General features: G+C 64.9%; 19 protein-coding genes. 12 read left to right on the top strand and 7 right to left on the bottom strand.

All coding sequences use genetic code 11. The features are described from left to right. The first annotated feature begins 168 nt into the window (after nucleotides 1-168). From dusB to mgtE, 8 genes are all read left to right on the top strand, one after another. On the top strand, nucleotides 169-1,122 hold the full coding sequence (gene dusB, locus QA639_RS23150) for a tRNA dihydrouridine synthase DusB (RefSeq protein ID WP_244978399.1): 954 nt from the start codon (nucleotides 169-171) through the stop codon (nucleotides 1,120-1,122). After that, nucleotides 1,119-2,294, top strand: coding sequence for a two-component system sensor histidine kinase NtrB (locus QA639_RS23145; RefSeq protein WP_028331955.1), 1,176 nt, complete (start codon nucleotides 1,119-1,121; stop codon nucleotides 2,292-2,294). The genes dusB and QA639_RS23145 overlap by 4 nt, the downstream gene beginning before the upstream one ends. Nucleotides 2,295-2,303: 9 nt before the next feature. Next, nucleotides 2,304-3,746: a nitrogen regulation protein NR(I) gene (ntrC, locus tag QA639_RS23140; protein ID WP_021079341.1), complete on the top strand. Its 1,443-nt coding sequence runs from the start codon at nucleotides 2,304-2,306 to the stop codon at nucleotides 3,744-3,746. A 177-nt stretch (nucleotides 3,747-3,923) separates the two neighbouring features. Continuing rightward, nucleotides 3,924-6,395, top strand: a complete 2,472-nt coding sequence (locus QA639_RS23135; protein WP_050385343.1) for a sensor histidine kinase NtrY-like — start codon at nucleotides 3,924-3,926, stop codon at nucleotides 6,393-6,395. 17 nt (nucleotides 6,396-6,412) lie between these two features. After that, complete coding sequence (gene ntrX, locus QA639_RS23130) at nucleotides 6,413-7,783, top strand: nitrogen assimilation response regulator NtrX (RefSeq protein WP_028331957.1); 1,371 nt, start codon at nucleotides 6,413-6,415, stop codon at nucleotides 7,781-7,783. 373 nt (nucleotides 7,784-8,156) lie between these two features. Next, complete coding sequence (gene hfq, locus QA639_RS23125) at nucleotides 8,157-8,405, top strand: RNA chaperone Hfq (protein ID WP_006020546.1); 249 nt, start codon at nucleotides 8,157-8,159, stop codon at nucleotides 8,403-8,405. An 11-nt stretch (nucleotides 8,406-8,416) separates the two neighbouring features. After that, a complete protein-coding gene (hflX, locus tag QA639_RS23120; protein WP_157348908.1) occupies nucleotides 8,417-9,799 on the top strand; it encodes a GTPase HflX in 1,383 nt (460 codons plus the stop codon). A 154-nt stretch (nucleotides 9,800-9,953) separates the two neighbouring features. Then, a complete protein-coding gene (mgtE, locus tag QA639_RS23115; RefSeq protein WP_157348907.1) occupies nucleotides 9,954-11,324 on the top strand; it encodes a magnesium transporter in 1,371 nt (456 codons plus the stop codon). 143 nt (nucleotides 11,325-11,467) lie between these two features. On the opposite strand, the gene mazG is transcribed toward mgtE, so the two are convergent. Next, entirely contained in the window at nucleotides 11,468-12,322 is an 855-nt protein-coding gene (mazG, locus tag QA639_RS23110; RefSeq protein ID WP_157348906.1) for a nucleoside triphosphate pyrophosphohydrolase, read from the bottom strand. 128 nt (nucleotides 12,323-12,450) lie between these two features. Between mazG and queC the strand changes: the two genes are divergently transcribed. Next, nucleotides 12,451-13,170 (top strand): 7-cyano-7-deazaguanine synthase QueC, encoded by a 720-nt coding sequence (gene queC / locus QA639_RS23105; protein WP_028344025.1) that lies wholly within the window; start codon nucleotides 12,451-12,453, stop codon nucleotides 13,168-13,170. Nucleotides 13,171-13,592: 422 nt separating this feature from the next. Here queC and QA639_RS23100 read toward each other — a convergent pair whose 3' ends face one another. The 3 genes from QA639_RS23100 to nthA are packed head-to-tail and all read right to left on the bottom strand — an operon-like array spanning nucleotide 13,593 to nucleotide 15,255. After that, complete coding sequence (locus tag QA639_RS23100) at nucleotides 13,593-13,970, bottom strand: nitrile hydratase accessory protein (RefSeq protein WP_028331962.1); 378 nt, start codon at nucleotides 13,968-13,970, stop codon at nucleotides 13,593-13,595. Continuing rightward, entirely contained in the window at nucleotides 13,970-14,629 is a 660-nt protein-coding gene (nthB, locus tag QA639_RS23095) for a nitrile hydratase subunit beta (RefSeq protein WP_028331963.1), read from the bottom strand. The genes QA639_RS23100 and nthB overlap by 1 nt, the downstream gene beginning before the upstream one ends. After that, nucleotides 14,626-15,255 carry a nitrile hydratase subunit alpha gene (gene nthA, locus QA639_RS23090; protein WP_028331964.1) on the bottom strand — a complete coding sequence of 210 codons (630 nt, stop codon included), beginning with the start codon at nucleotides 15,253-15,255 and terminating at the stop codon, nucleotides 14,626-14,628. The genes nthB and nthA overlap by 4 nt, the downstream gene beginning before the upstream one ends. Nucleotides 15,256-15,329: 74 nt before the next feature. On the opposite strand from nthA, the gene QA639_RS23085 reads away from it, so the two are divergent. Beyond that, the gene (locus QA639_RS23085) at nucleotides 15,330-16,136 is read left to right on the top strand and encodes an enoyl-CoA hydratase/isomerase family protein (RefSeq protein ID WP_283087482.1); all 807 of its coding nucleotides are present in this window, start codon (nucleotides 15,330-15,332) and stop codon (nucleotides 16,134-16,136) included. 239 nt (nucleotides 16,137-16,375) lie between these two features. Here QA639_RS23085 and QA639_RS23080 read toward each other — a convergent pair whose 3' ends face one another. Genes QA639_RS23080 through QA639_RS23070 form a run of 3 tightly spaced genes read right to left on the bottom strand, consistent with a single transcriptional unit; the run spans nucleotide 16,376 to nucleotide 20,590 of the window. Next, nucleotides 16,376-16,948, bottom strand: a complete 573-nt coding sequence (locus QA639_RS23080) for a DUF6496 domain-containing protein (protein WP_244978909.1) — start codon at nucleotides 16,946-16,948, stop codon at nucleotides 16,376-16,378. Nucleotides 16,949-16,990: 42 nt separating this feature from the next. Next, complete coding sequence (locus QA639_RS23075; protein WP_157348904.1) at nucleotides 16,991-18,175, bottom strand: acetate/propionate family kinase; 1,185 nt, start codon at nucleotides 18,173-18,175, stop codon at nucleotides 16,991-16,993. A gap of 3 nt (nucleotides 18,176-18,178) precedes the next feature. Continuing rightward, nucleotides 18,179-20,590, bottom strand: a complete 2,412-nt coding sequence (locus tag QA639_RS23070) for a phosphoketolase family protein (protein ID WP_283087481.1) — start codon at nucleotides 20,588-20,590, stop codon at nucleotides 18,179-18,181. 650 nt (nucleotides 20,591-21,240) lie between these two features. Between QA639_RS23070 and QA639_RS23065 the strand changes: the two genes are divergently transcribed. Both QA639_RS23065 and QA639_RS23060 read left to right on the top strand, forming a co-directional pair. Then, nucleotides 21,241-21,588: a response regulator gene (locus tag QA639_RS23065; protein ID WP_028331969.1), complete on the top strand. Its 348-nt coding sequence runs from the start codon at nucleotides 21,241-21,243 to the stop codon at nucleotides 21,586-21,588. Between the two features lie 218 nt (nucleotides 21,589-21,806). Further along, nucleotides 21,807-22,748, top strand: coding sequence for a transposase (locus tag QA639_RS23060; protein WP_346283699.1), 942 nt, complete (start codon nucleotides 21,807-21,809; stop codon nucleotides 22,746-22,748). Nucleotides 22,749-23,059: the final 311 nt, after the last annotated feature.

Below are 23,059 nucleotides of genomic sequence, written 5' to 3'. Positions count from 1 at the left end.
AGGCATGAGCCTTGACTGCACAAGAATTGTGCGCAGAATAGACGACGTCAGCTGCAATGGCGTGGCTGACAGAACGACGAGACGGCTGTGACCGGCGTGCAAAGTACTCCTCGTAACCCATTGAAGATCGGCGATATTGCTGTCGCCAACCGGGTTCTCCTCGCGCCCATGTCCGGCATTACCGATGCGCCCTTTCGGCGACTCGCTGCCACTTTGGGCGCCGGCCTGGTGGTCTCCGAGATGACCGCCAGCAACGATCTGGTGAACGGCAAGCCGATGTCGAAGCTGCGTTGCGAGGCGGCCGGGGTCGGGCCGCATGTGGTCCAGCTGGCAGGCTGCGAGACCCACTGGATGGCGGAGGGCGCACGGATCGCCGAAGGCGCCGGCGCCGACGTCATCGATATCAACATGGGCTGTCCGGCCCGCCACGTGACCGGGGGCCAGTCCGGCTCGGCCCTGATGCGCGACCTCGACCACGCGATCACGCTGATCGAGGCGACGCTGTCGGCGGTCAGGGTGCCCGTTACGCTGAAGATGCGGCTCGGCTGGGATGACCGCTCGCTCAATGCGCCGGAACTGGCGCGCCGCGCCGAGGCCGCCGGCGTGCAGATGATCACCGTGCATGGCCGGACCCGCTGCCAGTTCTACAAGGGCGAGGCGAACTGGAACGCCGTGCGCGCCGTCAAGGACGCCGTCACCGTCCCGGTCGTGGTCAACGGCGACATCACCTCGTTCGACAAGGCTGTCAGCGCGCTCGAGATGTCGGGTGCCGACGCCGTCATGATCGGCCGCGGCGCGCAGGGGCAGCCCTGGCTGCCGGGACAGATCGGCCGCCGCCTCGAGACCGGGATCGCCGAGGCCGCGCCGTCGCTCGCCGAGCAACTCAAGCACGTTCGCGCGCTCTATGACGAGGTTTGCAGCCACTATGGCCTGCGCATCGGGCTCAAGCATGCACGCAAGCATCTCGGCTGGGCGCTGGAGGCTGCTGCGGCCTATAGCTGCGCGCCGGCCGCGACATTGAAGACCTGGCGGCAGGCGATCCTGACCGCGGAAGAGCCGTCCAGCGTGCATCGCTCGCTCGCCGACGCCTACGACGATTTTGCCTGGAGTGCTGCCGCATGACGTCAGCCATGGAATTCCGCCGGCCGGTGCCGACTGACGGGGAGGCCATCCTCAATGCGCTGCCCAATCCGGTGCTGCTGGTCGCACCCGACGGGCGGATCGTCGACGCCAATATCGCAGCCGAATCCTTCTTCGAGATCTCGACCCAGTTCCTGCGCCGGCAGTCGCTGAAGGAGCTGGTGCCGTTCGGCAGCCCGCTGCTGGCGTTGATCGAGCAGGTGCGGACGAGCGGCTCGCCGGTCAACGAATACAAGGTCGATCTCGGCACGCCGCGGATCGGCGGCGATCGCCAGGTCGATCTGCACGTCGCGCCGCTGACCGAGCGGCCCGGGCATATCGTGGTGATGCTGCAGGAGCGCACCATCGCCGACAAGATGGATCGCCAGCTCACCCATCGCAGCGCGGCGCGCTCGGTGATCGCGCTGGCGGCGATGCTCGCCCATGAGATCAAGAACCCGCTGTCGGGCATCCGCGGCGCGGCGCAGCTTTTGGAGCAGCAGGCGTCCTCCGAGGACCGGCTGCTGACGCGGTTGATCTGCGACGAGGCGGACCGCATCGTGACGCTGGTCGACCGCATGGAAGTGTTCGGCGACGACCGCCCGGTGGCGCGCGGTCCGGTCAACATCCATTCCGTGCTCGATCATGTGAAGCGCCTGGCGCAGTCCGGCTTTGCCCGCAATGTCCGCTTCATCGAGGACTACGATCCGTCGTTGCCGCCGGTGCTGGCCAACCAGGACCAGCTGATCCAGGTGTTCCTCAACCTCGTGAAGAACGCGGCCGAAGCGGTCGCCGATCTCGGTACCGATGCGGAGATCCAGCTCACCACGGCGTTCCGGCCGGGCGTGCGGCTGTCGGTGCCCGGCAAGAAATCGCGGGTCTCGCTGCCGCTGGAATTCTGCGTCAAGGACAACGGCTCTGGCGTGCCGGAAGACCTGCTGCCGAACCTGTTCGATCCCTTCGTCACCACCAAGCAGACCGGCAGCGGGCTCGGCCTCGCGCTGGTCGCCAAGATCATCGGCGATCACGGCGGCATCATCGAATGCGAGTCGCAGCCGCGCAAGACCACTTTCCGCGTGCTGATGCCGATGTACAGCGCCGCCAAGCAACTCGACCAAAGCAACCGCGATGACGTTCCGGGTACGTCCTCGCCTGCCTCTCAGGATGCACGATGAGGAACACCAATGCCTGCAGGTAGCATACTTGTCGCTGACGACGACACCGCCATCCGGACCGTCCTGAACCAGGCGCTGTCGCGCGCCGGCTATGAGGTTCGCCTCACCGGCAACGCCGCCACGCTGTGGCGCTGGGTCAGCCAGGGTGAGGGCGATCTCGTCATCACCGACGTCGTGATGCCCGACGAGAACGCGTTCGATCTCTTGCCGCGGATCAAGAAGATGCGGCCGAATCTGCCGGTCATCGTGATGAGCGCGCAGAACACCTTCATGACCGCGATCCGCGCCTCCGAGCGCGGCGCCTACGAATATCTGCCGAAGCCGTTCGACCTGAAGGAGCTGATCACCATCGTCGGCCGCGCGCTGGCCGAGCCGAAGGAGCGGGTTTCCAGTCCCGCCGACGACGGCGAGTTCGACTCGATCCCGCTGGTCGGCCGCTCGCCGGCGATGCAGGAAATCTACCGCGTGCTGGCGCGGCTGATGCAGACCGACCTCACCGTGATGATCTCGGGCGAATCAGGCACCGGCAAGGAGCTGGTCGCGCGCGCGCTGCACGACTACGGGCGGCGCCGCAACGGCCCGTTCGTCGCGGTCAACATGGCGGCGATCCCGCGCGACCTGATCGAATCGGAGCTGTTCGGCCATGAGCGCGGCGCCTTCACCGGCGCCAACACCCGCGCCTCCGGCCGCTTCGAGCAGGCCGAGGGCGGCACGCTGTTCCTCGACGAGATCGGCGACATGCCGATGGAGGCGCAGACCCGGCTGCTCCGCGTGCTGCAGCAGGGCGAATACACCACGGTCGGCGGCCGCACCCCGATCAAGACCGACGTCCGCATCGTCGCCGCCTCCAACAAGGACCTGCGCATCCTGATCCAGCAGGGACTGTTCCGCGAGGATCTGTTCTTCCGCCTCAACGTGGTGCCGCTGCGGCTGCCGCCGCTGCGCGAGCGCATCGAGGATCTGCCCGACCTGATCAGGCACTTCTTCTCGCTCGCCGAGAAGGACGGCCTGCCGCCGAAGAAGCTCGACGCCCAGGCGCTCGAGCGGCTCAAGCAGCACCGCTGGCCGGGCAACGTCCGCGAGCTGGAAAACCTCGCCCGGCGGCTCGCCGCGCTCTATCCGCAGGACGTCATCACCGCTTCCGTCATCGACGGCGAGCTGGCGCCGCCCGCGGTCACCTCGGGCAGCACGGCGACCGTCGGCGTCGACAATCTCGGCGGCGCGGTCGAGGCCTATCTGTCCTCGCACTTCTCCGGCTTCCCGAACGGCGTGCCGCCGCCGGGCCTCTACCACCGCATCCTCAAGGAGATCGAGATCCCGCTGTTGACCGCCGCGCTGGCGGCGACCCGCGGCAACCAGATCCGGGCCGCCGACCTGCTCGGGCTGAACCGCAATACGCTGCGCAAGAAGATCCGCGACCTCGATATCCAGGTCTACCGGAGCGGCGGGTAGAGGTTGACGGGGCCGGGACGGGCCCCACCACCGTTATTGAGTAGTCACAAATGGTTTTGAGGACACGGCGCCGCACCAGCGTTTGCGCCGCGGAAATGTCGCAATTCGGCAACATTGTGATATGATTGCATCAGTTCGCAATTCCCGCGGGCGATCGCTCTCAGCTCAATTGCCGGTATGACCAGCGCAGAGACCACCGCTTCAACATTACACGCCCCACCGGCCGAGCCCAATGCAGAGGCGCGGGGCTTCCCGCTGCGGCGCTGGCTGGCGCCGTTTGCCGTGGCCATCGCGCTGCTGTCCGCCTTCCTGACCTTCGTGGTGCTGACCGGGCTGACCCCGATCGAGCCCACGTCCGAGGTGGTCCGCTCCTTCCTGATGATCAATGCCGGCACCATCCTGCTGCTGGTCGGCATCATCGTCCGGGAAGTCTGGCAGATGGTGCAGGCGAGGCGGCGCGGCCGGGCCGCGGCGCGGCTGCATGTCCAGATCGTCGGCCTGTTCTCGGTGATCGCGGTGCTGCCCGCCGTGCTGGTGTCGATCGTGGCCAACGTCACCATCGAGCGCGGCCTCGACCGGCTGTTCTCGGGTCCCACCAAGCAGGTGATCCAGAATTCGCTGACCATCGCCAGCGCCTACATGCAGGAGCACGCCCAGCTCATCAACGGCGACACGCTGGCGATGGCCAATGACCTCGCCCATGCGCGGCCGCTCTACGACCAGGATCGCATGACGTTCCTGCAGCTGATGACGGCCGGCGCCGAGTCGCGCAATCTTCCGGTCGCGGTGCTTATGGACAAGGACGGCAAGATCGTCGCCAGCGCCGAGACCGGCGTTCGCCTGAACTACGAGGCGCCGCCGCCCGACATCCTGAAGGACATAAACGAGACCGAGCCGAAGATCTCGGTCTTTCCGGAAAACTACGTCGCCTCCGTGGTCCGCCTGCGGGCCTATGACGACATGTTCCTGTATGTGGCGCGGCTGCTCGATCCGGCGGTCGTTGCCCAGCTCAAGCAGACGCAGACCAGCGCGGCGGAATATGCCCAGCTCGAGACCCGCAGGCTCGGCATCCAGGTCGCGTTCGCGCTGATGTTCGCGGTGATCGCGCTGACCATCCTGATGGCCTCGGTGCTGATCGGGCTGAACTTCGCCAACGGGCTGGTGTCGCCGATCCGCCAGCTGATGGGCGCGGCGAGCGAGGTCTCGACCGGCAATCTCAATGTCCAGGTGCCCGTCAACAAGTCGGAAAGCGACCTCGCGCTGCTCGGCGAAATCTTCAACAAGATGACCCAGGAGCTGCGCACCCAGCGCAACGAGCTGGTCGATGCCAGCGAAACCATCGACAGCCGCCGCCGCTTCATCGAAGCGGTGTTGTCGTCGGCCTCTGCCGGCATCATCGGGGTCGACGCCTCAGGCACCATCGGCGTCCTCAACCGCTCGGCGGAGAAGCTGATCGGGCACGCCGAGTCCGAGACGCTCGGCCATCCGCTCTCGGACGTGCTGCCAGAGCTCGACGAGATGATGAAGACCGCCCGCGAGGGAACGCAGCGCCTGGTGCAGGGACAGGTCACGATCCTGCGCGACGGCCATGAGCGCAACCTGTCCGTCCGCGTCTCGGCCGAGCAGACCAGCCAGTCGCGCGACAGCTACATCATCACACTCGACGACATCACCGAGCTGGTGTCGGCGCAGCGCACCTCGGCCTGGGGCGACGTCGCCCGCCGCATCGCCCACGAGATCAAGAACCCGCTGACCCCGATCCAGCTCTCCGCCGAGCGCATCCGCCGCAAGTTCGGCAAGACCATCACCGAGGAGAAGGACAAGTCGATCTTCGAGCAGTGCACCGATACCATCGTGCGCCAGGTCGACGACATCAGGCGGATGGTCGACGAGTTCTCGCGCTTTGCGCGGATGCCGAAGCCGGTGATGGAAGGCGAGGACGTCGCCGACGTGGTTCGCCAGGCGGTGTTCCTGATGAAGGTCGCGCATCCCGATCTCGACATCGAGGCCGACATCAAGCAGTCGCCGCTGCCTGCCCAGTTCGACCGCCGGCTGATCTCGCAGGCGCTGACCAACATCATCAAGAACGCCACCGAGGCGATCGAGCAGGTCCCGCGCGAGGAGCTCGGCAAGGGCCGCATCGACGTCGTGGCGCAGCGCGAGAACGACGACATCCTGATCGACGTGGTCGACAACGGCATCGGCCTGCCCAAGGTCGCCCGCGCGCGCCTGCTCGAGCCCTATGTCACGACCCGGGCAAAGGGCACCGGCCTCGGCCTGGCGATCGTCGGCCGCGTTCTGGAGGACCATGGCGGCCGCATCGAGCTCAAGGATGCCTCCGATTTCCGCGATGGCCAGCGCGGCGCCTGGATGCGGCTACGCTTTGCCGTCACGGGCCAGGCGGCCAAGCCGGAGAACAAGCCCGAAAGCAAGGACCAAAAACCGGACGTCAAACCGGACAAGACCGCACCGGACAGTGAAAAAAATCCGCCGGAGGAGCCGACCAACGGCCCGGCACAAGCGACCAACAATGAACCAAAAATCCAAGAAACGACCCAAGAACCTATCCGAGATCCCGCTGATCAAGGGCCAAATAATCAAGAGCCAAATGCGCAAAAGCCAAAATTCAAAGCCGCGACGAGCGACTGACAAGGCAGGTGTAACCCATGGCAAGTGACATTCTGATTGTCGACGACGAAGCTGACATTCGCGACCTCGTTGCGGGTATTCTGGACGATGAGGGCTTTTCCACCCGCACCGCGCGCGACAGCGACTCGGCGCTCGCCGAGATCGCCAACCGCCGGCCCAACCTGGTCTTCCTCGACATCTGGCTGCAGGGCTCCAAGCTCGACGGCCTGCAGCTGCTCGAGCAGATCAAGAAGGACAATGCCGATCTGCCCGTCGTGATGATCTCGGGCCACGGCAATATCGAGACCGCGGTCGCCGCGATCAAGCGCGGCGCCTACGACTTCATCGAGAAGCCGTTCAAGTCGGACCGTCTGATCCTGGTCGCGACCCGGGCGCTGGAGACCTCGCGGCTCAAGCGCGAGGTGAAGGAGCTCAAGCAGCTGGCTCCGGCGGCGAGCGTCCTGACCGGCCGCTCGGCTTGCATGAACCAGCTCCGCCAGACCATCGACCGCGCCGCCAAGGCCAACAGCCGCATCCTGATCGTCGGTCCCTCCGGCGCTGGCAAGGAGCTTGCCGCGCGCACGCTGCACCATGCCTCCGGGCGCGCCGAGGGGCCGTTCGTGGTGATCAATGCGGCCGCGATCACGCCGGAGCGTATGGAGATCGAGCTGTTCGGCATCGAGGGATCGAACGGCGAGCAGCAGCGTAAGGCCGGCGCGCTCGAGGAGGCGCATGGCGGCACGCTGTTCATCGACGAGATCGCGGACATGCCCCGCGAGACCCAGAACAAGATTCTGCGTGTGCTGGTCGATCAGACCTTCCAGCGTCAGGGCGGCACCGGCAAGGTTCATGTCGACGTCCGCATCATCTCCTCGACCGCGCGCAATCTCGAGGAGGAGATCGCCGCAGGCCGCTTCCGCGAGGACCTCTATCATCGCCTCTCAGTGGTGCCGATCCGCGTACCGCCGCTGTCGGAGCGACGCGAGGACATCCCCGAGCTGATCGACTATTTCATGGACCAGATCTCGGCCGCCACCGGCCTGCCGAAGCGGCAAATCGGGCAGGACGCGATGGCGGTCCTGCAGTCGCATGTCTGGCCGGGCAACGTCCGCCAGCTCCGCAACAATGTCGAGCGCGTGATGATCCTGGCCGGCGGCGGTCCGGAGGCGATCATCACCGCCGATATGCTGCCGCAGGACGTCGGCTCGATGGTGCCGGCGATGCCGACCTCCAACAATGGCGAGCACATCATGGGCCTGCCGTTGCGCGAGGCGCGCGAGGTGTTCGAGCGCGACTATCTGATCGCCCAGATCAGCCGCTTCTCCGGCAATATCTCGCGCACCGCGGAGTTCGTCGGCATGGAGCGCTCGGCGCTGCATCGAAAGCTGAAGGCGCTCGGGGTCGGCTGACCCCGGCGCGGCAGGTCGGCAGGTCCGCCGGCGGCTCGGAGCGGAGCCCGGCGGTTACCCCAGCCGGGGAGCCGACAGGCGGCTCTCGGGGGCGGTTTGGTCGTTCAGCGGGGCGAGGGCGGGGCCGGTACAACCGGGGATTTATCCACTCTCCACGAGAATATTCGTCTCTTTCCCCGCACTTTCTTAGAATTGCCACCGTGTTCCTACCGACTGCACCGCGAACTGGCTTGCCTAAAAACCGCGCGTAGCCTCTAATCCTACCGCTATGCCTGCCGGAGGGGGATCTCGTGGCAGGTGGGCGGCCGGAGGAGGCTCCGTCAGGCAGCAACCGGTTCAATAAAAAGAAGCACAAGCTTGCGGGACAAAAACAATGGCGGCAGACCGCGCACAAAATCTACAAGACACCTTCCTTAATCACGTTCGTAAAACCAAGACGCCACTGACGATATTTCTGGTCAACGGAGTAAAGCTGCAGGGCATTGTCACGTGGTTCGACAATTTCTGCTTGCTGCTGCGGCGCGATGGTCACTCGCAGCTGGTCTACAAGCACGCGATCTCGACCATCATGCCCGGAGCTCCGATTCAGTTGTTCGAAGGTGGTGAGGACGCACCGGCTTGAGAGTGAACTGATTGGAACCCTTCAATCGTGAAGGGGGCGCCGACCGTGCGCGGTCGGCGGGGGACGGCAGCACCGGGCGGGTGATCGTCATCGGCCCGTACCTGCGCACGCGCCGTGGCGACGGCGATGCGCAAACGGCTTCCTCTGTCCGCGACTATGAAGCGCGGATCGAGGAAGCCGCCGGCCTCGCCGGTGCGATCGACCTCAGTGTGGTGGACTCGGTCATCGCGCCGATCAGTCAGATCCGGCCCGCGACCTACCTCGGCAAGGGTAAGGTCGAGGAAATCAACGGGCTCGTCGCCAGCAACCAGGTCGAACTCGTGGTGATGGATTGCGCGCTGTCGCCGATCCAGCAGCGCAATCTCGAGAAGGCCTGGAGCACCAAGGTACTCGACCGCACCGGCCTGATCCTGGAAATCTTCGGCCGCCGCGCCAAGACCAAGGAAGGCGCGCTGCAGGTCGAACTCGCCCATCTCAACTACCAGCGCAGCCGCCTGGTGCGGTCCTGGACCCATCTCGAGCGCCAGCGTGGCGGCTTCGGCTTCATGGGCGGCCCCGGCGAAACCCAGATCGAGGCCGACCGCCGCCTGATCAGCGAGCGCATCACCAAGCTCGAAGGCGAGTTGAAGAAGGTGCAGGCGACGCGTCGGCTGCATCGCGCCGGCCGCCAGCGCGTGCCGTATCGCGTGGTGGCGCTGGTCGGCTACACCAATGCCGGCAAATCGACGCTGTTCAACCGCCTGACCCGCGCCGACGTGCAGGCAGCGGACATGCTGTTTGCGACGCTCGACCCGACCCTGCGCGCGCTCAACCTGCCGCATGGCGGCAAGGCGATGCTTTCCGACACGGTCGGCTTCATCTCCAATTTGCCGACCCAGCTCGTGGCCGCGTTCCGCGCCACGCTGGAAGAGGTGCTGGAAGCCGACATCATCCTGCATGTTCGCGACATCTCCCATGAGGATGCGGAGGCGCAGGAGCGCGACGTTGAGGCAGTGTTGCGCCGGCTCGGCATCGATCCCGACGCCGACGGCGGTCAGCGTATCATCGAGGTCTGGAACAAGATCGACCGCTTCGATCCCGAGGAGCGGGACAATTTGGGCAATATCGCCGCGCGCCGTCCGCTGGAGCGGCCATGCTTCCTGGTTTCGGCCGCAACAGGCGAGGGGATCGATGCGCTGCTCGCCGCGATCGAGGATCGCCTCGCGGCCAAGTGCGCGACGCTCAATCTCTCGATCGATGCCTCCGATGGCGCCGGCATCAGCTGGCTGCACCGCAATGCCGAGGTCCTGAACAAGGAGCTGCATGGCGAGCGCTTCGACATGACGGTGCGCGTCGACGAGACCAAGCGCGACATCGTGATGAGCCGGTTCGCCGCCGTCCCCTACGAGGCGTAAGCCCTCGAATACGGTCCCTGCAATCTTTCGAAATATGACGATGCCGTGACGTTGCAGGGCGCCGATGCGCCTGCGACGTGGCGTCGCACTTTCTGTTTGAAATCCGCGCCGCCTTGGTTCATTGCGCTGCAGAACGCAAAGCCGAGGCGGATCGATGCAGGACACCAGCGAAACCATCACGAAAGAGACGCTCGCCGGCCAGAGCGGTGATCTTGCCCACGAGCGAGCGCCCGAAATCGTCGAGGCGCTCAATGCCCGCGAGCCCGCGGATGCCGCGAAGCTGCTGCGATCGCTACCGGCCGAGAAGGCGATCGAGGTGCTCGACCTGCCCGGGCTCGACAACACCTGCGAGATCCTCGCCGAGCTGCCGAAAGATACCGCGGTCTCGCTGCTGTCGGGCGTCTCCGACGACCGTGCCGCCGATATCTTCAAGGAGCTGGTCGAGCCGCTGCGCACCACGCTGCTGAATGGGCTCAATCCGGAGACCCGCAACGTCATCTCGGGGCTATTGGCCTATCCCGAGCGCAGCGCCGGCAGCATCATGACGACCGAGTTCGTCAGCGTGCCCTCGAGCTGGACCATCGCCGAGGTCCTGCATCACATCCGGATGGTCGAGCGTACCCGCGAGACCGTCTACTCGATCTTCGTGATCGACCCAGTCAAGAAGACCCTGATCCAGGCCGTGCCGCTGCGTCGCCTGATCTCGGGCGATCCGCACGCCAATGTGCTGACCGCGGCGCCGGCGCGGAAGCCGCTGATGATCTCGCCGGAGGCCGACCGCATGGAGGCGGCGCGGCTGATCTCGCGCTACGACCTGCTCGCCGTCGCCGTCGTCGACGGCCCAGGCCATATCCTCGGCATCGTCACGGTCGACGACGTCATCGATGCCATCGTCGAGGAATCGACCGAGGACGCCCAGAAGTTCGGCGGCATGGAAGCGATCGACGAGCCGTATTTGCGGATCGGTTTCGGCGAGATGATCAAGAAGCGCGCCGGCTGGCTGTGCGCGCTGTTCCTGTCGGAAATGCTGACCGCGACCGCAATGCAGTCGTACCAGAGCGAGCTCGAGAGGGCGATCGTCCTGACGCTGTTCATCCCGCTGATCATGAGCTCGGGCGGCAATTCCGGCTCGCAGGCAACCTCGCTGTTGATCCGCTCGCTGGCGCTGCACGAGGTGCGGCTGCGCGACTGGTGGCGTGTCGCCGTGCGCGAGGTGCCGACTGGTATCGTGCTCGGCGCCATTCTCGGCCTGATCGGCGTCGTCAGAATTACGCTGTGGCAGACGCTCGGCCTGTTCGACTACGGCCCGCATTGGGTGCTCGTCGCTGCGACCGTCGGTGTCGCGCTGATCGGCATCGTCACCTTCGGATCGCTGTGCGGCTCGATGCTGCCATTCATCCTCAAACGCATCGGCTTCGACCCGGCCAGCGCCTCCGCGCCGTTCGTCGCGACACTGGTCGACGTCACCGGCCTCGTGATCTATTTCGGCGTTGCCGCGGTGATCCTGCGCGGGACGCTGTTGTGAGCCAGTTGTGGAAGAGGCAGTCCTGTCCCGCACACTCATTGTCGTCCCTGCGAAAGCAGGGACCCATAACCACCGGCCCTCATCGTTGAGCACGGTCGCAGTTCCGCGTTTGCGCGGGACTGTCACCGTCAGTCACAGTTAGATCACGCGGTATGGGTCCCGGCTTTCGCCGGGACGACAGCGGTGTTTGCGCTCTTCGCTTCATTCCACAACGCGTCCATCTCCTCCAGCGACGCACCATCGAGCGAACGTCCCTTCGCCGCCAGCGCCTTCTCGATATAGGCGAAGCGCCGCTCGAACTTGGCGTTGGTCGCGCGCAGCGCGGTTTCCGGATCGGCGTCGACGTGGCGGGCGAGGTTGACCAGCGCGAACATCAGGTCGCCGGTTTCCTCCGCGATCTCCGCCTTGTCGTTGCGGTCGAGCGCGGCCTCGATCTCATCGGCCTCCTCGCGGATCTTGGCGAGCACCGCGCGCGGGTCGTTCCAGTCGAAACCGACGGTGGACGCCTTGCGCTGCAACTCCATCGCGCGCGTCAGGGCAGGCAGGCCCGCCTTCACGCTCGCCAGCAGCGATTTGTGCGCGGTCTCTTCGGGCGGCCGCCGCGCGGCGCGCTCGGCCTTCTCCTCGGCCTTGATCCGTTCCCAGGCGCTCTTGACGCCGGCCGGCTGGATATTGCCGTCCTTGTCGGCGAAGACGTGCGGATGACGGCGGATCATCTTCCTGGTGATCGCCTCGACCACGTCGCCGAACGCGAACGCGTTCTGCTCCTCGGCCATCCTGGCGTGATAGACCACCTGCAGCAGGAGGTCGCCGAGCTCCTCGCGCAAATCGTCGAGATCGCCGCGCGTGATCGCATCCGCAACCTCATAGGCCTCCTCGATCGTGTAGGGCACGATGGTCTCGAAATTCTGCACGAGGTCCCATGGGCAGCCGGTCACCGGCGTGCGCAGCGCGGCCATGATCTCGATCAGGCGGGAAATGTCGCGGCATGGGGTCATGGGGCACCGGCATCAAAGAGGTATTGGCTTTATGCCAAAACACCCCTCCCGATCCCAGCAAAACACGCCGGAAACACGGCGCTGTCCACGGATTGGCCACGGCGCCGTCAGGTGCTAAATCGCGTTCCATGACCGATCAGAACGCTTCCGACACCGCGCTGGTGCTGTTTTCCGGCGGCCAGGATTCCACCACGTGCCTTGCCTGGGCCTTGTCGCGCTTTGCCCGCGTCGAGATGCTCGGCTTCACCTATGGCCAACGCCACGCGATCGAGCTCGATTGCCGGGACCAGCTGCTGGCCGGGATCAAGCGGGTCCGGCCGGAATGGTCCGCGAAGCTCGGCGACAGCCACACGCTTGATATCCCGACGCTGTCGGAGATTTCCGACACCGCGCTGACCCGCGACGTCGCGATCGAAATGGGCGCGGACGGCTTGCCGAACACCTTCGTGCCCGGCCGCAACCTCGTGTTCCTCACCTTCGCGGGGGCGCTGGCCTATCGGCGCGGCATCCGCCACATCATCGGCGGCATGTGCGAGACCGACTATTCCGGCTACCCGGATTGCCGCGACGAGACCATCAAGGCATTGCAGTCCGCGCTCAATCTCGGCATGGCCAGGGATTTCGAGCTGCACACGCCGCTGATGTGGCTCGACAAGGCCGCGACCTGGCGGCTCGCGCACGAGCTCGGCGGAGCAGGGCTGGTCGACCTGATCCGCGAGCACTCGCACACCTGCTATCTCGGCGAACGCGGCGCGCAGCACGATTGGGGCTATGGCTGCGGCGAATGTCCGGCCTGCAGCCTGCGGGCCAAGGGGTGGCGGGAGTACGTCGCGCAGGGTGGCCCGTAACCGTGGGCTGATGGCCCCGCAGGGCGCACGGCCAAAATATCGAAAACAACCCCATGCAAAGGAGTCGGCGGCTGCTGGCGTTCGACACGGCAACTTGACACGTCGGGCAACTCAACGGTACTCTTCTATTATACAGAAATAGCGCAGGTGCGGCTCGATTGGGTCATCCGGTGCGCTGCGGCTTCTCGGCTCAATCTCTGGAATGCTGGATTACCAGGCATGCGCGGGTGCTGACAGCGCTAGGTATGGCGCCTTGAATCGCGAACTCATCCCCATCGTCGTCCCGGCGAAGGCCGGAACCCATAACCACGAATGGTCATTGTTGAGCGATGGTGGAACGACAAGTCGCGTTCACACAATATCCGCCGCGGAGTATGGGTCCCTGCTTTCGCAGGGACGACGGGGAGAGAATCGGGCGAGCGCTACGCAAAATCCGCCGCCGTCAGCACGATCGGCTGGCCGTGCGGGGTGCGGTCGGCGGCGTGGTCCCAGGCGTCGCGGTAGCGGTGCAGCGTCTCCGGTGTCGTGACGCCCTTGGCGGCGACGAGATGTTCGAGCGTCGCGAGCCAGTGCTGGTAGTAGGTCTCGCCGGTGTCGGGATCGCCGGCCGCCTGCGCGCGCTTGATCTGGTCGGCGAGTGCCGCAGCCCATTCGGTCCAGGTGAACACGCCGCGGTCATGCAGCGTCAAGGCCATGGCGAACGCCTGCGCCTCCCACGGTGCGCGGAACACCGGGCCGTCCTGGTCGCGGGGAATGCTGGACACGGCGCTGGTGGCGCGCGCGGCGGCACCTGCATCCATCACACGGCCTCCAGATACGGCTCGAACGCGTCGATCGAGACCTTGATGGTCGGATCGGAGTCCGGTCCCCACAGCTCGCTTCCGTCGAACACGACGGTGTAGAGCCATTGCGGATGCTCGCCGGCGTCGTTGGCCACCGTATCGGGAAACACGTGACAGCCATGATCGCGCTCGATCACCCCGACGTGACCGCGCACATAGCGCGGCAGCCGCGTGTGCGTGGCGGGATGGATGTTCTTCGCCCGCACCCGATCGCCGGCCTTGAATTTCGCAGGTCCCGGCGCGGCGCGGCCGAACTTGCCGCGCACCATCACGCGCTCGACATCGGCGACGGAGAACTTGCCGTGCTTGAGCGATTTCGCCGGCGCGACGGAATGCCCGGCGGCGACGTCGTCGTTCGAGATGAAGCCCTTGTCGAGCAGCAGGGCTTCCAGCCCAAGCAGCCATTTCCTGTAGTAAGAGCTCGACAGATAGACCTGCGGGGGCAGGGTCTCGCGATAGAAGCGCGACGCGTCGATGTTGAAGGCGCCGGCCGCACCCATCGCGCGGACCATGGCGAGCACCCGGGATTCCCATTCCTCATGGAACATCGGCTCGTTCGGCTCGGGCTCGACCTTGCCGAACCCGTCCATGCCGCCCATGTCGTGGACGCCGTTCATGACGGCGCTCCCGGTCTTTTGGGAAAGCCGGTGCCGATCATGGAATCGCGCGTCACCAGCTCGGCGAGCTGGTCTTCGCTCCAGCCCTCGGTGCCTTCGGGCCGCATCGGCAGCACCAGGAAGCGCGTCTCCGCGGTCGAATCCCAGACCCGGATTTCGGTCTCCTTCGGCAGGCTGACGCCGAAATCGGCGAGCACGCCGCGCGGATCCTTGACCGCGCGCGAGCGATACGGCGAGGCCTTGTACCAGACCGGCGGCAGCCCGAGCATTTCCCAGGGATAACAGGAGCACAATGTGCAGACGACCATGTTGTGGCGGCCGGGTGTGTTCTCGATCGCGACCAGATGGTCGCCGACTCGGCTGACATGGCCGAGGGTGCCGACCGCCTTGCTGGCGTCCTCGAGCAGCGCCTTCTTGAAGGCGGGATCGGTCCAGGCCTTGGCGACGACCCGGGCGCCGTTATGCGGGCCGATCTTGGTCTCGTAGGCCTGCACGATGGCGTCGAGCGCGGCAGCCTCGACATAGCCCTTCTCGGTCAGGATCGATTCCAGCGCGCGGACGCGCAGTTCGGTCTCCGACAGTTCGGAATGGTCGTGATCGTGGTGGTGATGATCATGGTCGCTCATGCCCACAGAATAGGCGAAACCGTCGTGCTATGTCGAGGCAGGCAGTACACAAGAATGCGAGCGGGGAGGTATGCGTGGTTGACTATGTGACGATCGAGAAGGGCCTCGGGCCGGACGGCCGCATCGCCGTGGTGCGGTTCGACCGCGGCGACGGTATCAACGCGCTGTCGCCGGAGGCACTGCGGCAACTGACTGACGCGGCGCGCAGTTTCGAGGACGATGGCGAGACCTCGGTGGTGGTGCTGACCGGCGGCGCCAAATCGTTCAGCGCCGGCTTCGACCTCAAGGATGCCGAAGGACGTTCGCGCCAGACCATGGACATGGGCTCGCTGCGCCGGCACCTGAAGCTCGGGCCGCGGCTGACGCGCGCCTGGCAGGACATGGAGCAGGTCACGATCGGCGCGATTGAGGGCTTTTGCGTCGGCGGCGGCGTGGCACTCGCGGTCGCGCTGGATTTCCGCGTCATGGCGCGTGACGCACATATGCGGGTGCCGGAAATCGCGCTCGGCATGAACATGAGCTGGCAGAGCGTGCCGCGCATGCTGCATCTGATGGGACCGGCGCGCACCAAGCAGGCGGTGATCCTGGCCGACGACCGAATCTCGGCCGAGGAGGCCTACGAGTGGGGCCTGGTGGAGCAGGTGACCGATCCTGGAAAGTCATATGACGCCGCGATGGCGCTCGCGGCCAAGGTCGCCGCCCAGCCGCCGATCTCCGTCGCGATGACCAAGCTGACGGTCAACCGGCTCGCGCATGCGCTCGACGATCTTGCCAGCCACATGGACCTCGACCAGTTCGCGCTGGCGAGCCTGACCGAGGATCACAAGGAAGGCGTCGCGGCCTTCCTCGGACGGCGGAAGCCGCGCTTCGAGGGGCGCTGATGCGTGTCGTTCAAGAGCCTTCCAGGCTTCGGAATGGCCAAGGCCCTGACGCCGGGCCGAAGCGTCAGGGCCTTTGCAGTGCGGAGACGACCCCGGCACCTTTGCGGGCCCTGGGGCCGACGCTGGGGTCATCCGCCTGCACCGTTGTCGAGATCGAGCAGGTAGTGGCTATCATGCGCCCATCGCCGGTGTCCGCATTTGCCTATGTGAATCGCCATCGTCCTCTCGGACCGCCGGGCTCACTTTCGCCGTCGCGCTCTGGTGCGGGCTGCTTTCTTTGCTGCGGCCGAACGGACGGCCGATCCCTTGGTTTTTGCCGCCTTGCGTGCCGCGGCCGAGCGGGCCGATGCAGAACGCCGCGAGGCCGCGCGCCGCGTTTGTTTCGACAGCGCCGTGTGCGACGCCGCGCTGCGCGGTTCCCGTTTCAGGACGTTGGACACCGCTCGCGAGACGCGCGGCCTGCGTCTGGTCTTTCGCTTGCCCTGGCCCGCCTCATAGGCGTACGTCGCGCTCTTGCGGGTGGTCGCCTTGGCCGTGCCTTTCTTGGGGGGACGAAGCGGAACGCCCGCGCGCCTCGCCTTCGACAGGCCGATTGCAATGGCCTGTTTGGAAGATCGCGCTCCGTGCTTGCCACGGCGAACGTTGCGAATTTCCTCGTGCACGAACTCGCCCGCCTGGGTGGTCGTCGACTTTCCCGCGCGCCGGTCCTGTCTGGCCTTTTGCATCGTCTTTCGTTCCGGCATCATCGTTCTCCCGTTGCCGATTTCGGTTTCCGGGACATCAACGTCCGGCTCAAGGAAACGGTCCTTCAAGCATCGATGCGGCCACTGCCGCAGGAGCGCCTCTCGTCGATCCTAGGTTCCCGAGATCAAGGCTGCGCAGTGGCGAGCGATCGCTGCTTCCTCGTTTGTCGCCATGACGAGCACGTCCACCGAACTGTCCTCGCAAGCAATGTGCAGCTGTGCCGCGGTGTTGGCGGATGGATCGAGCTGGACACCCAGCCATCGCAGGCGTTCGCAGACCTGGGTGCGAACTTCGCTCGCGTGCTCGCCGATGCCGCCGGTGAACACCAGGCATTCCAATCCGCCCAGCGTGCCAGCCATCGCGGCGACTTGTTGCGCGATGCGGAACGTGAAGAGATCAACCGCTTCCTTCGCGGCGGGCTCCTGGCTTGCGAGCAAGACACGCATGTCGGAGGACACGCCCGAAACGCCGAGCAGGCCCGATTGGTGATAAAGCAGCTGCTCAAGGTCGTCGACCGACATGCCGTGCCGCTGCTGGAGGTAAAGCAGAACGCCCGGATCGATCGTGCCGCAACGGGTCCCCATGACCAGGCCGTCGAGAGGCGTCAGACCCATCGTGGTGTCGATGCTCCGGCCGTTGCGCATGGCGCAAAGGCTCGCGCCATTACCGAGATGCGCCACCACGGTGCGCTTCGCGGAAAACTCCGGCGAGATGTCGGCAAGGCGGCCTGCGACATATTCAAAGGAGAGGCCGTGAAAGCCGTAGCGCCGAATGCCGGCGCGTTCGAGATGTCTCGGGATCGCAAACCGATTGACGGGCGGCGCGATGCCATGATGGAACGACGTGTCGAAGCATGCGACCTGCATCAGTTCCGGCCGGATCGCGCTGATTGCCCGGATTGGCGTCAGGCAGCGAGGCTGATGCAGCGGCGCCAGCGGGGTGAGGGCGTCGAGGACGGCAAGCACCGTCCGATTGACTTCGACCGGTCGCGGAAATTCGCGGCCGCCGTGTACGACGCGATGCCCGACGGCACGCAGCCGCTCGCCGAGATGATGTTCGATCCGTGCCAGGACATCGGCGAACAGCCGATCGGGCGACGCATCTGGTTCGGCTTGCTCCAACGCGAACGACGCGCGGCCGGCTGGGTCGGTGAAGACCAATCGCGACGCGCCCTCGTGCTCGTCGATCTGTGCTTTGCAGAGCAGCGCAGGATCGGTATGCGAAGCATCGAAAACGCCGAACTTGATGCTCGACGAGCCGGAGTTGACGACCAGAACCGCATCGGACGTCGACATGGCTCAACCGCCGGATTTGGCAGGTGTGGCGCCGCCGGTGCCGTTCGGCCAGACCCAGTCTCGAACCTCCGGCATGTCCTCGCCATGCTCGCGCACATATCGCGTATGCGCGATCAAGGCGTTCCGGTATCCTTGCTTGATCTGTGCGGCCCTGGTGGCGAGCCCCGGCACGCGCTCGATCACCTCGATCGCGAGATGATAGCGGTCGAGCCCATTGAGAACGACCATGTCGAAAGGTGTGGTCGTCGTACCTTCCTCTACAAAGCCGCGCACGTGCATGTTGTCGTGATTGGCCCGGCCATAGGTGAGCCGGTGGATCAGATATGGGTAGCCGTGGTAGGCGAATATGACGGGGCGATCGCGCGTGAACAGGCTGTCGAAGTCGCGATCGCTGAGGCCATGAGGGTGCTGTTGCCTCGGCTGCAGCGTCATCAGGTCGACGACGTTGACCACGCGGATATTGAGGTCGGGGAGGGCCTTGTGCAGCAGATCAACGGCGGCGAGCGTCTCCAGCGTCGGAACGTCACCCGCGCAAGCCATCACGACATCGGGCTCGCGTGTGGCATCCTCGGTTCCGGCCCACGTCCAGATGCCAATGCCGGCATCGCAATGAGTGGCGGCGTCCTGCATCGAAAGCCATTGCGCGGACGGTTGTTTGCCGGCGACGATGACATTGATCCGATCGTAGGTCCGCAGGCAATGATCGGCGACCCATAGCAGCGTGTTGGCGTCGGGCGGAAAATAGACACGGACGATGTCGGCTTTCTTGTTGGTGACCAGATCGACAAAGCCGGGATCCTGGTGGCTGAAGCCGTTGTGATCCTGGCGCCAGACATGCGACGTCAGCAGATAGTTGAGCGAGGCGATCGAACGCCGCCACGACAATTGGCGCGAGACCTTCAGCCATTTTGCGTGCTGGTTGAACATTGAATCCACGATGTGGACGAACGCTTCATAGCAGGAGAAGAAGCCATGACGTCCGGTCAATAGATAGCCCTCCAGCCAGCCTTGGCAGAGGTGCTCGCTGAGGACTTCCATGACACGGCCGTCTTGAGCGAGATGGACATCATACGGCTCGGTCGGCTCCATCCAGACCCGGTCTGTGGCTTCGAACACGGCATCCAGCCGGTTCGAGGCGGTTTCATCAGGCCCCATGATGCGGAAATTGCCGGCATCCGCATTCAGCTTGAGGACATCGCGCAGGTATTTTCCGAGCTCGTGGGTCGCTGCGGCGACCGTCTGACCCGGATTCTTCACGTCGACGGCAAATGCGCGGTAATCCGGCAGCCGGAGCTCACGTTTCAGAAGGCCGCCATTGGTGTGCGGATTGGCGCCCATGCGGCGGTTCGCGGTCGGGGCGAGGGCCTGGAGCTCCGGGATCAGCGCACCATCCTTGTCGAACAGGTCCTCGGGATGGTAGCTGCGCATCCAGTCTTCAAGCAGCCTGAGATGCGCGGGGTTGTCGCGGACTTGCGCGATCGGCACCTGGTGCGCGCGCCAAAAGCCCTCGACTTTGAGCCCGTCGACCTCCTTCGGTCCGGTCCAGCCCTTTGGACTGCGCAGCACGATCATCGGCCAGCGCGGCCGCTCCGATCGTTTGCCGCCACGCGCCTCGGTTTGGATCTTGTGAATGGCTGCAAGCGCCTCGTCCAGGGCAGCGGCCATGGCGCGATGCATCGGCATCGGATCGTCGCCCTCGACGAAAAGCGGCTCATGTCCGTAGCCGCGAAAGAGGTTGCGGATTTCCTCGTCGCCCATCCGCCCGAGCACCGTCGGATTGGCGATCTTGTAGCCGTTGAGATGCAGGATCGGCAGCACCGCTCCGTCACGCGCGGGATTCAGGAACTTGTTCGAGTGCCACGATGCAGCAAGCGGACCGGTTTCCGCCTCGCCGTCGCCGACGACGCAGGCCACGATCAGATCCGGATTGTCGAACGCCGCGCCATAGGCGTGGACCAGCGAATAGCCGAGTTCACCACCTTCATGAATGGAGCCGGGCGTTTCCGGTGCCGCGTGGCTTGGGATACCGCCGGGGAAGGAAAACTGCCGGAACAGTTTGCGCAGACCGTCCGCGTCTCGGCCGATGTCGGGATAGATCTCGCTGTAGGTGCCTTCGAGATAAGTGTTCGCCACCATGCCCGGACCGCCATGTCCGGGACCGCAAATGTAGATGACGTTGAGATCAAGCGCGCGAATGACCCGGTTGAGATGGGCATAGACGAAATTCAGGCCCGGTGTGGTACCCCAATGGCCGAGCAGGCGGGGCTTGATGTGTTCCTTGCGCAGCGGCTCGCCGAGCAGCGGATTGTCGAGAAGATAGATCTGGCCGACCGAAAGGTAATTGGCGGCGCGCCAGTAGCGGTCGAGCAGGTCGAGATTGCTGGCGGTCGTTCTTTGTTCGATCGTTGCCTTCATGGAGCCAATTCCTTCCCAAAACAATCACAACAGCTACAGGTTGATCCGTCCGGTGATGATCGTGCTCGACTGATGGCGAGGCCGGGCGGGACGTCGGGCAGCGATAGTGGCGGCGGTTCTTGGCTGATGCATTGCGTTCGCCGGCTCCAACCGCAGGCGCCGATCCTCGTTCCTTCCTTTGCCGCCTTGGAGCGGCGCATCCGCACAGCCTAGCGGTGACGGCGACTGATTTGTTCTTCGACATCGGCAAACAAGGCATCTCCGGGCGGGATCACCGATCTCTCATATGTAAATGCCGGAACCAGGCAGAGAGATGACAAGCGGCAGCGAATGATGTTTCGACCGCGATTCGATATCCGCCATAGTCAGCCGAAGGTACAGTTGATGAATCTCATCGACCGCTACTTTTTCGCAGCAACGATGACCGTGACAATTGTACTCTGGCTGTACCTTGGGTTGCTGGTGGCCGGTAGCTGACGGCGTGTGCCTGAAAACGGGACCAGTCCCACCTCGGCGTCGAAATACCCCGCCCTCTGAAATAGGCCATAGTCGCTGTCCTGAAGGTGCGCGGAACGGCGCGCGTCGGGAAACCCAACCAGCGCGACAACGTTAACACCTCGATCATCCGCGCAACTGGCAGAGGTGCTGCTATGCGTACGATCTTGATCGTGGAAGACGAGTATTTCATTGCCGATGACTGTGCCGCGCTGGCACGACAGGCCGGCTATCACGTCGTCGGCCCGTTCGCTTCGATCGACGAAGCCCGCCCGCACGCTTCCGGAGCCTCTGGCGCGCTGATCGACATCAACGTCAATGGAACCTCGTCCTACAAGTTGATCGATGCCCTGCTTGCGATGGGAACACCGGTCACCCTGTACACCGGCTACGACGCCAGCACGCTGCCCGAGAAGTATGCGCATCTCCCGGTGGTGACCAAGCCGCGCGGGTGTGCGGAAGCTCTCGGGATGCTGTGCAAGCAGATGAACGTCGCCGGATAGCTGGCGAGCTGAACGCTAATCGATGGGCGCGCCGGGATGCGCAGCGGCGTTATGGGTCCCTGTGTCTTGGAAGTCTGTCAGGATGGGTTGGGCGGGAAGCCGTTGGGTCCTTGGCGCTTGACGCCGTGAGCCGGCTCGGCCTCCCGCCCGTTCCATTACCAACCTGAACAGTTGCACGAGGCTGCGCCAACAGACCTCGCATCACAGGGACAGGCACCGTGATCATACCCCCTCGTTATGTCGGAATCGACGTCTCCAAGAAGCATCTCGATATCTTTGATGAAGCTGACGGCGTGTCCAGGCGCATCGCCAACGCGGCACAGGCCATCACACAGCAGGTGGCGCGTTGGCGATGCGATGCGCTGGTCGTCTTCGAGGCCACGGGCGCCTATGATCTCGCGCTTCGCGAGGCCCTAAGCCAGGCCGGTGTCCGCTTCGCTCGGATCAATCCGGCTCGAGCTCGCGATTTTGCGCGGGCCAGCGGCCAACTTGCCAAAACCGATCCGATCGATGCACGGATGCTGGCGGCCTTTGGCCGGGTCATGCAGCCGGCAACCGAGCGGGCCGCCAATCCCGCCCGCAACGCTTTGGCAGGGCTTGCAAAACGGCGGGACCAACTGGTTCTCATGCGCGCGCAGGAGAAGAACCGGCGCAGCGAGGCCGACGACTGCGCCATGGCCGAACGGATCAGTCGGCTCATTGAGGTTCTCGACGGCGAGATCGCCGAGATCGAGGCCGATATCAACGCATTGACCAAGGCCGAGCCGGAGATCGCGGACGATGCGCGGTTGATGCGCTCACTGCCGGGCGTGGGTCCCGTGGCTTGCATGCAGCTGATCGCGAAGATGCCGGAACTTGGACATGTTGGAGCGAAGCAGATCGCCGCGCTCGCGGGCCTTGCCCCCTTCAACGTCGACAGCGGCGCCTTCCGTGGAAAACGCAAGATCGCCGGCGGCCGAAAGCGCGTTCGTGACGCCCTCTATATGGCGGCTCTGAACGCGGTTCGTCGGGCCGATCCATTCAAGGCCTTCTACGCGCGGCTGCGACAGGCCGGCAAACCAGCCAAGCTCGCTCTCATTGCCGTTGCCAGGAAGCTCCTAACGGTCCTCAACGCCATGATGCGCGACAGAAAGCCCTACCTGCAGACCAAGCCGACATAACAGTTGCCGGCCCCCCGTGCGCAATGGCACCAAAGAGAATGAGAGCTCGCTGCTCTTTCCACACGTCGTCCCTGCGAAAGCAGGGACCCATAACCACAGGGCTGCGTTGTTGACACAGGCTGTGGCTCCAGCACAGCAAGCCAACTGACGTCGGCGGCTACGGGTCCCTGCTTTCGCAGGGACGACACCGCATGTTTTGCGCTGTGGTTCCCAACACAGCACTTTGTTGGCAACTTTCCTGGCCGAGGTTTGTTGTCTCCTCATCATCGGCCAAGGCTCTGCCGTAGGCGTCGGTGGCTGAGAGACCGATT

Origin of the sequence: Bradyrhizobium pachyrhizi, from assembly GCF_029714545.1 — a bacterium.
GTDB lineage: Bacteria > Pseudomonadota > Alphaproteobacteria > Rhizobiales > Xanthobacteraceae > Bradyrhizobium > Bradyrhizobium pachyrhizi.
This window is presented reverse-complemented; position numbering and strand designations above follow the sequence as displayed.

What these genes read in the sequence shown, in the direction of transcription:
- dusB (WP_244978399.1), top strand. Translation starts at nt 169, where the DNA reads ATGTCCGGCATTACCGATGCGCCCTTTCGGCGACTCGCTGCCACTTTG.
- QA639_RS23145 (WP_028331955.1), top strand. Translation starts at nt 1,119, where the DNA reads ATGACGTCAGCCATGGAATTCCGCCGGCCGGTGCCGACTGACGGGGAG.
- ntrC (WP_021079341.1), top strand. Translation starts at nt 2,304, where the DNA reads ATGCCTGCAGGTAGCATACTTGTCGCTGACGACGACACCGCCATCCGG.
- QA639_RS23135 (WP_050385343.1), top strand. Translation starts at nt 3,924, where the DNA reads ATGACCAGCGCAGAGACCACCGCTTCAACATTACACGCCCCACCGGCC.
- ntrX (WP_028331957.1), top strand. Translation starts at nt 6,413, where the DNA reads ATGGCAAGTGACATTCTGATTGTCGACGACGAAGCTGACATTCGCGAC.
- hfq (WP_006020546.1), top strand. Translation starts at nt 8,157, where the DNA reads ATGGCGGCAGACCGCGCACAAAATCTACAAGACACCTTCCTTAATCAC.
- mgtE (WP_157348907.1), top strand. Translation starts at nt 9,954, where the DNA reads ATGCAGGACACCAGCGAAACCATCACGAAAGAGACGCTCGCCGGCCAG.
- mazG (WP_157348906.1), bottom strand. Translation starts at nt 12,322, where the DNA reads ATGACCCCATGCCGCGACATTTCCCGCCTGATCGAGATCATGGCCGCG.
- queC (WP_028344025.1), top strand. Translation starts at nt 12,451, where the DNA reads ATGACCGATCAGAACGCTTCCGACACCGCGCTGGTGCTGTTTTCCGGC.
- QA639_RS23100 (WP_028331962.1), bottom strand. Translation starts at nt 13,970, where the DNA reads ATGGATGCAGGTGCCGCCGCGCGCGCCACCAGCGCCGTGTCCAGCATT.
- nthB (WP_028331963.1), bottom strand. Translation starts at nt 14,629, where the DNA reads ATGAACGGCGTCCACGACATGGGCGGCATGGACGGGTTCGGCAAGGTC.
- nthA (WP_028331964.1), bottom strand. Translation starts at nt 15,255, where the DNA reads ATGAGCGACCATGATCATCACCACCACGATCACGACCATTCCGAACTG.
- QA639_RS23075 (WP_157348904.1), bottom strand. Translation starts at nt 18,175, where the DNA reads ATGTCGACGTCCGATGCGGTTCTGGTCGTCAACTCCGGCTCGTCGAGC.
- QA639_RS23070 (WP_283087481.1), bottom strand. Translation starts at nt 20,590, where the DNA reads ATGAAGGCAACGATCGAACAAAGAACGACCGCCAGCAATCTCGACCTG.
- QA639_RS23065 (WP_028331969.1), top strand. Translation starts at nt 21,241, where the DNA reads ATGCGTACGATCTTGATCGTGGAAGACGAGTATTTCATTGCCGATGAC.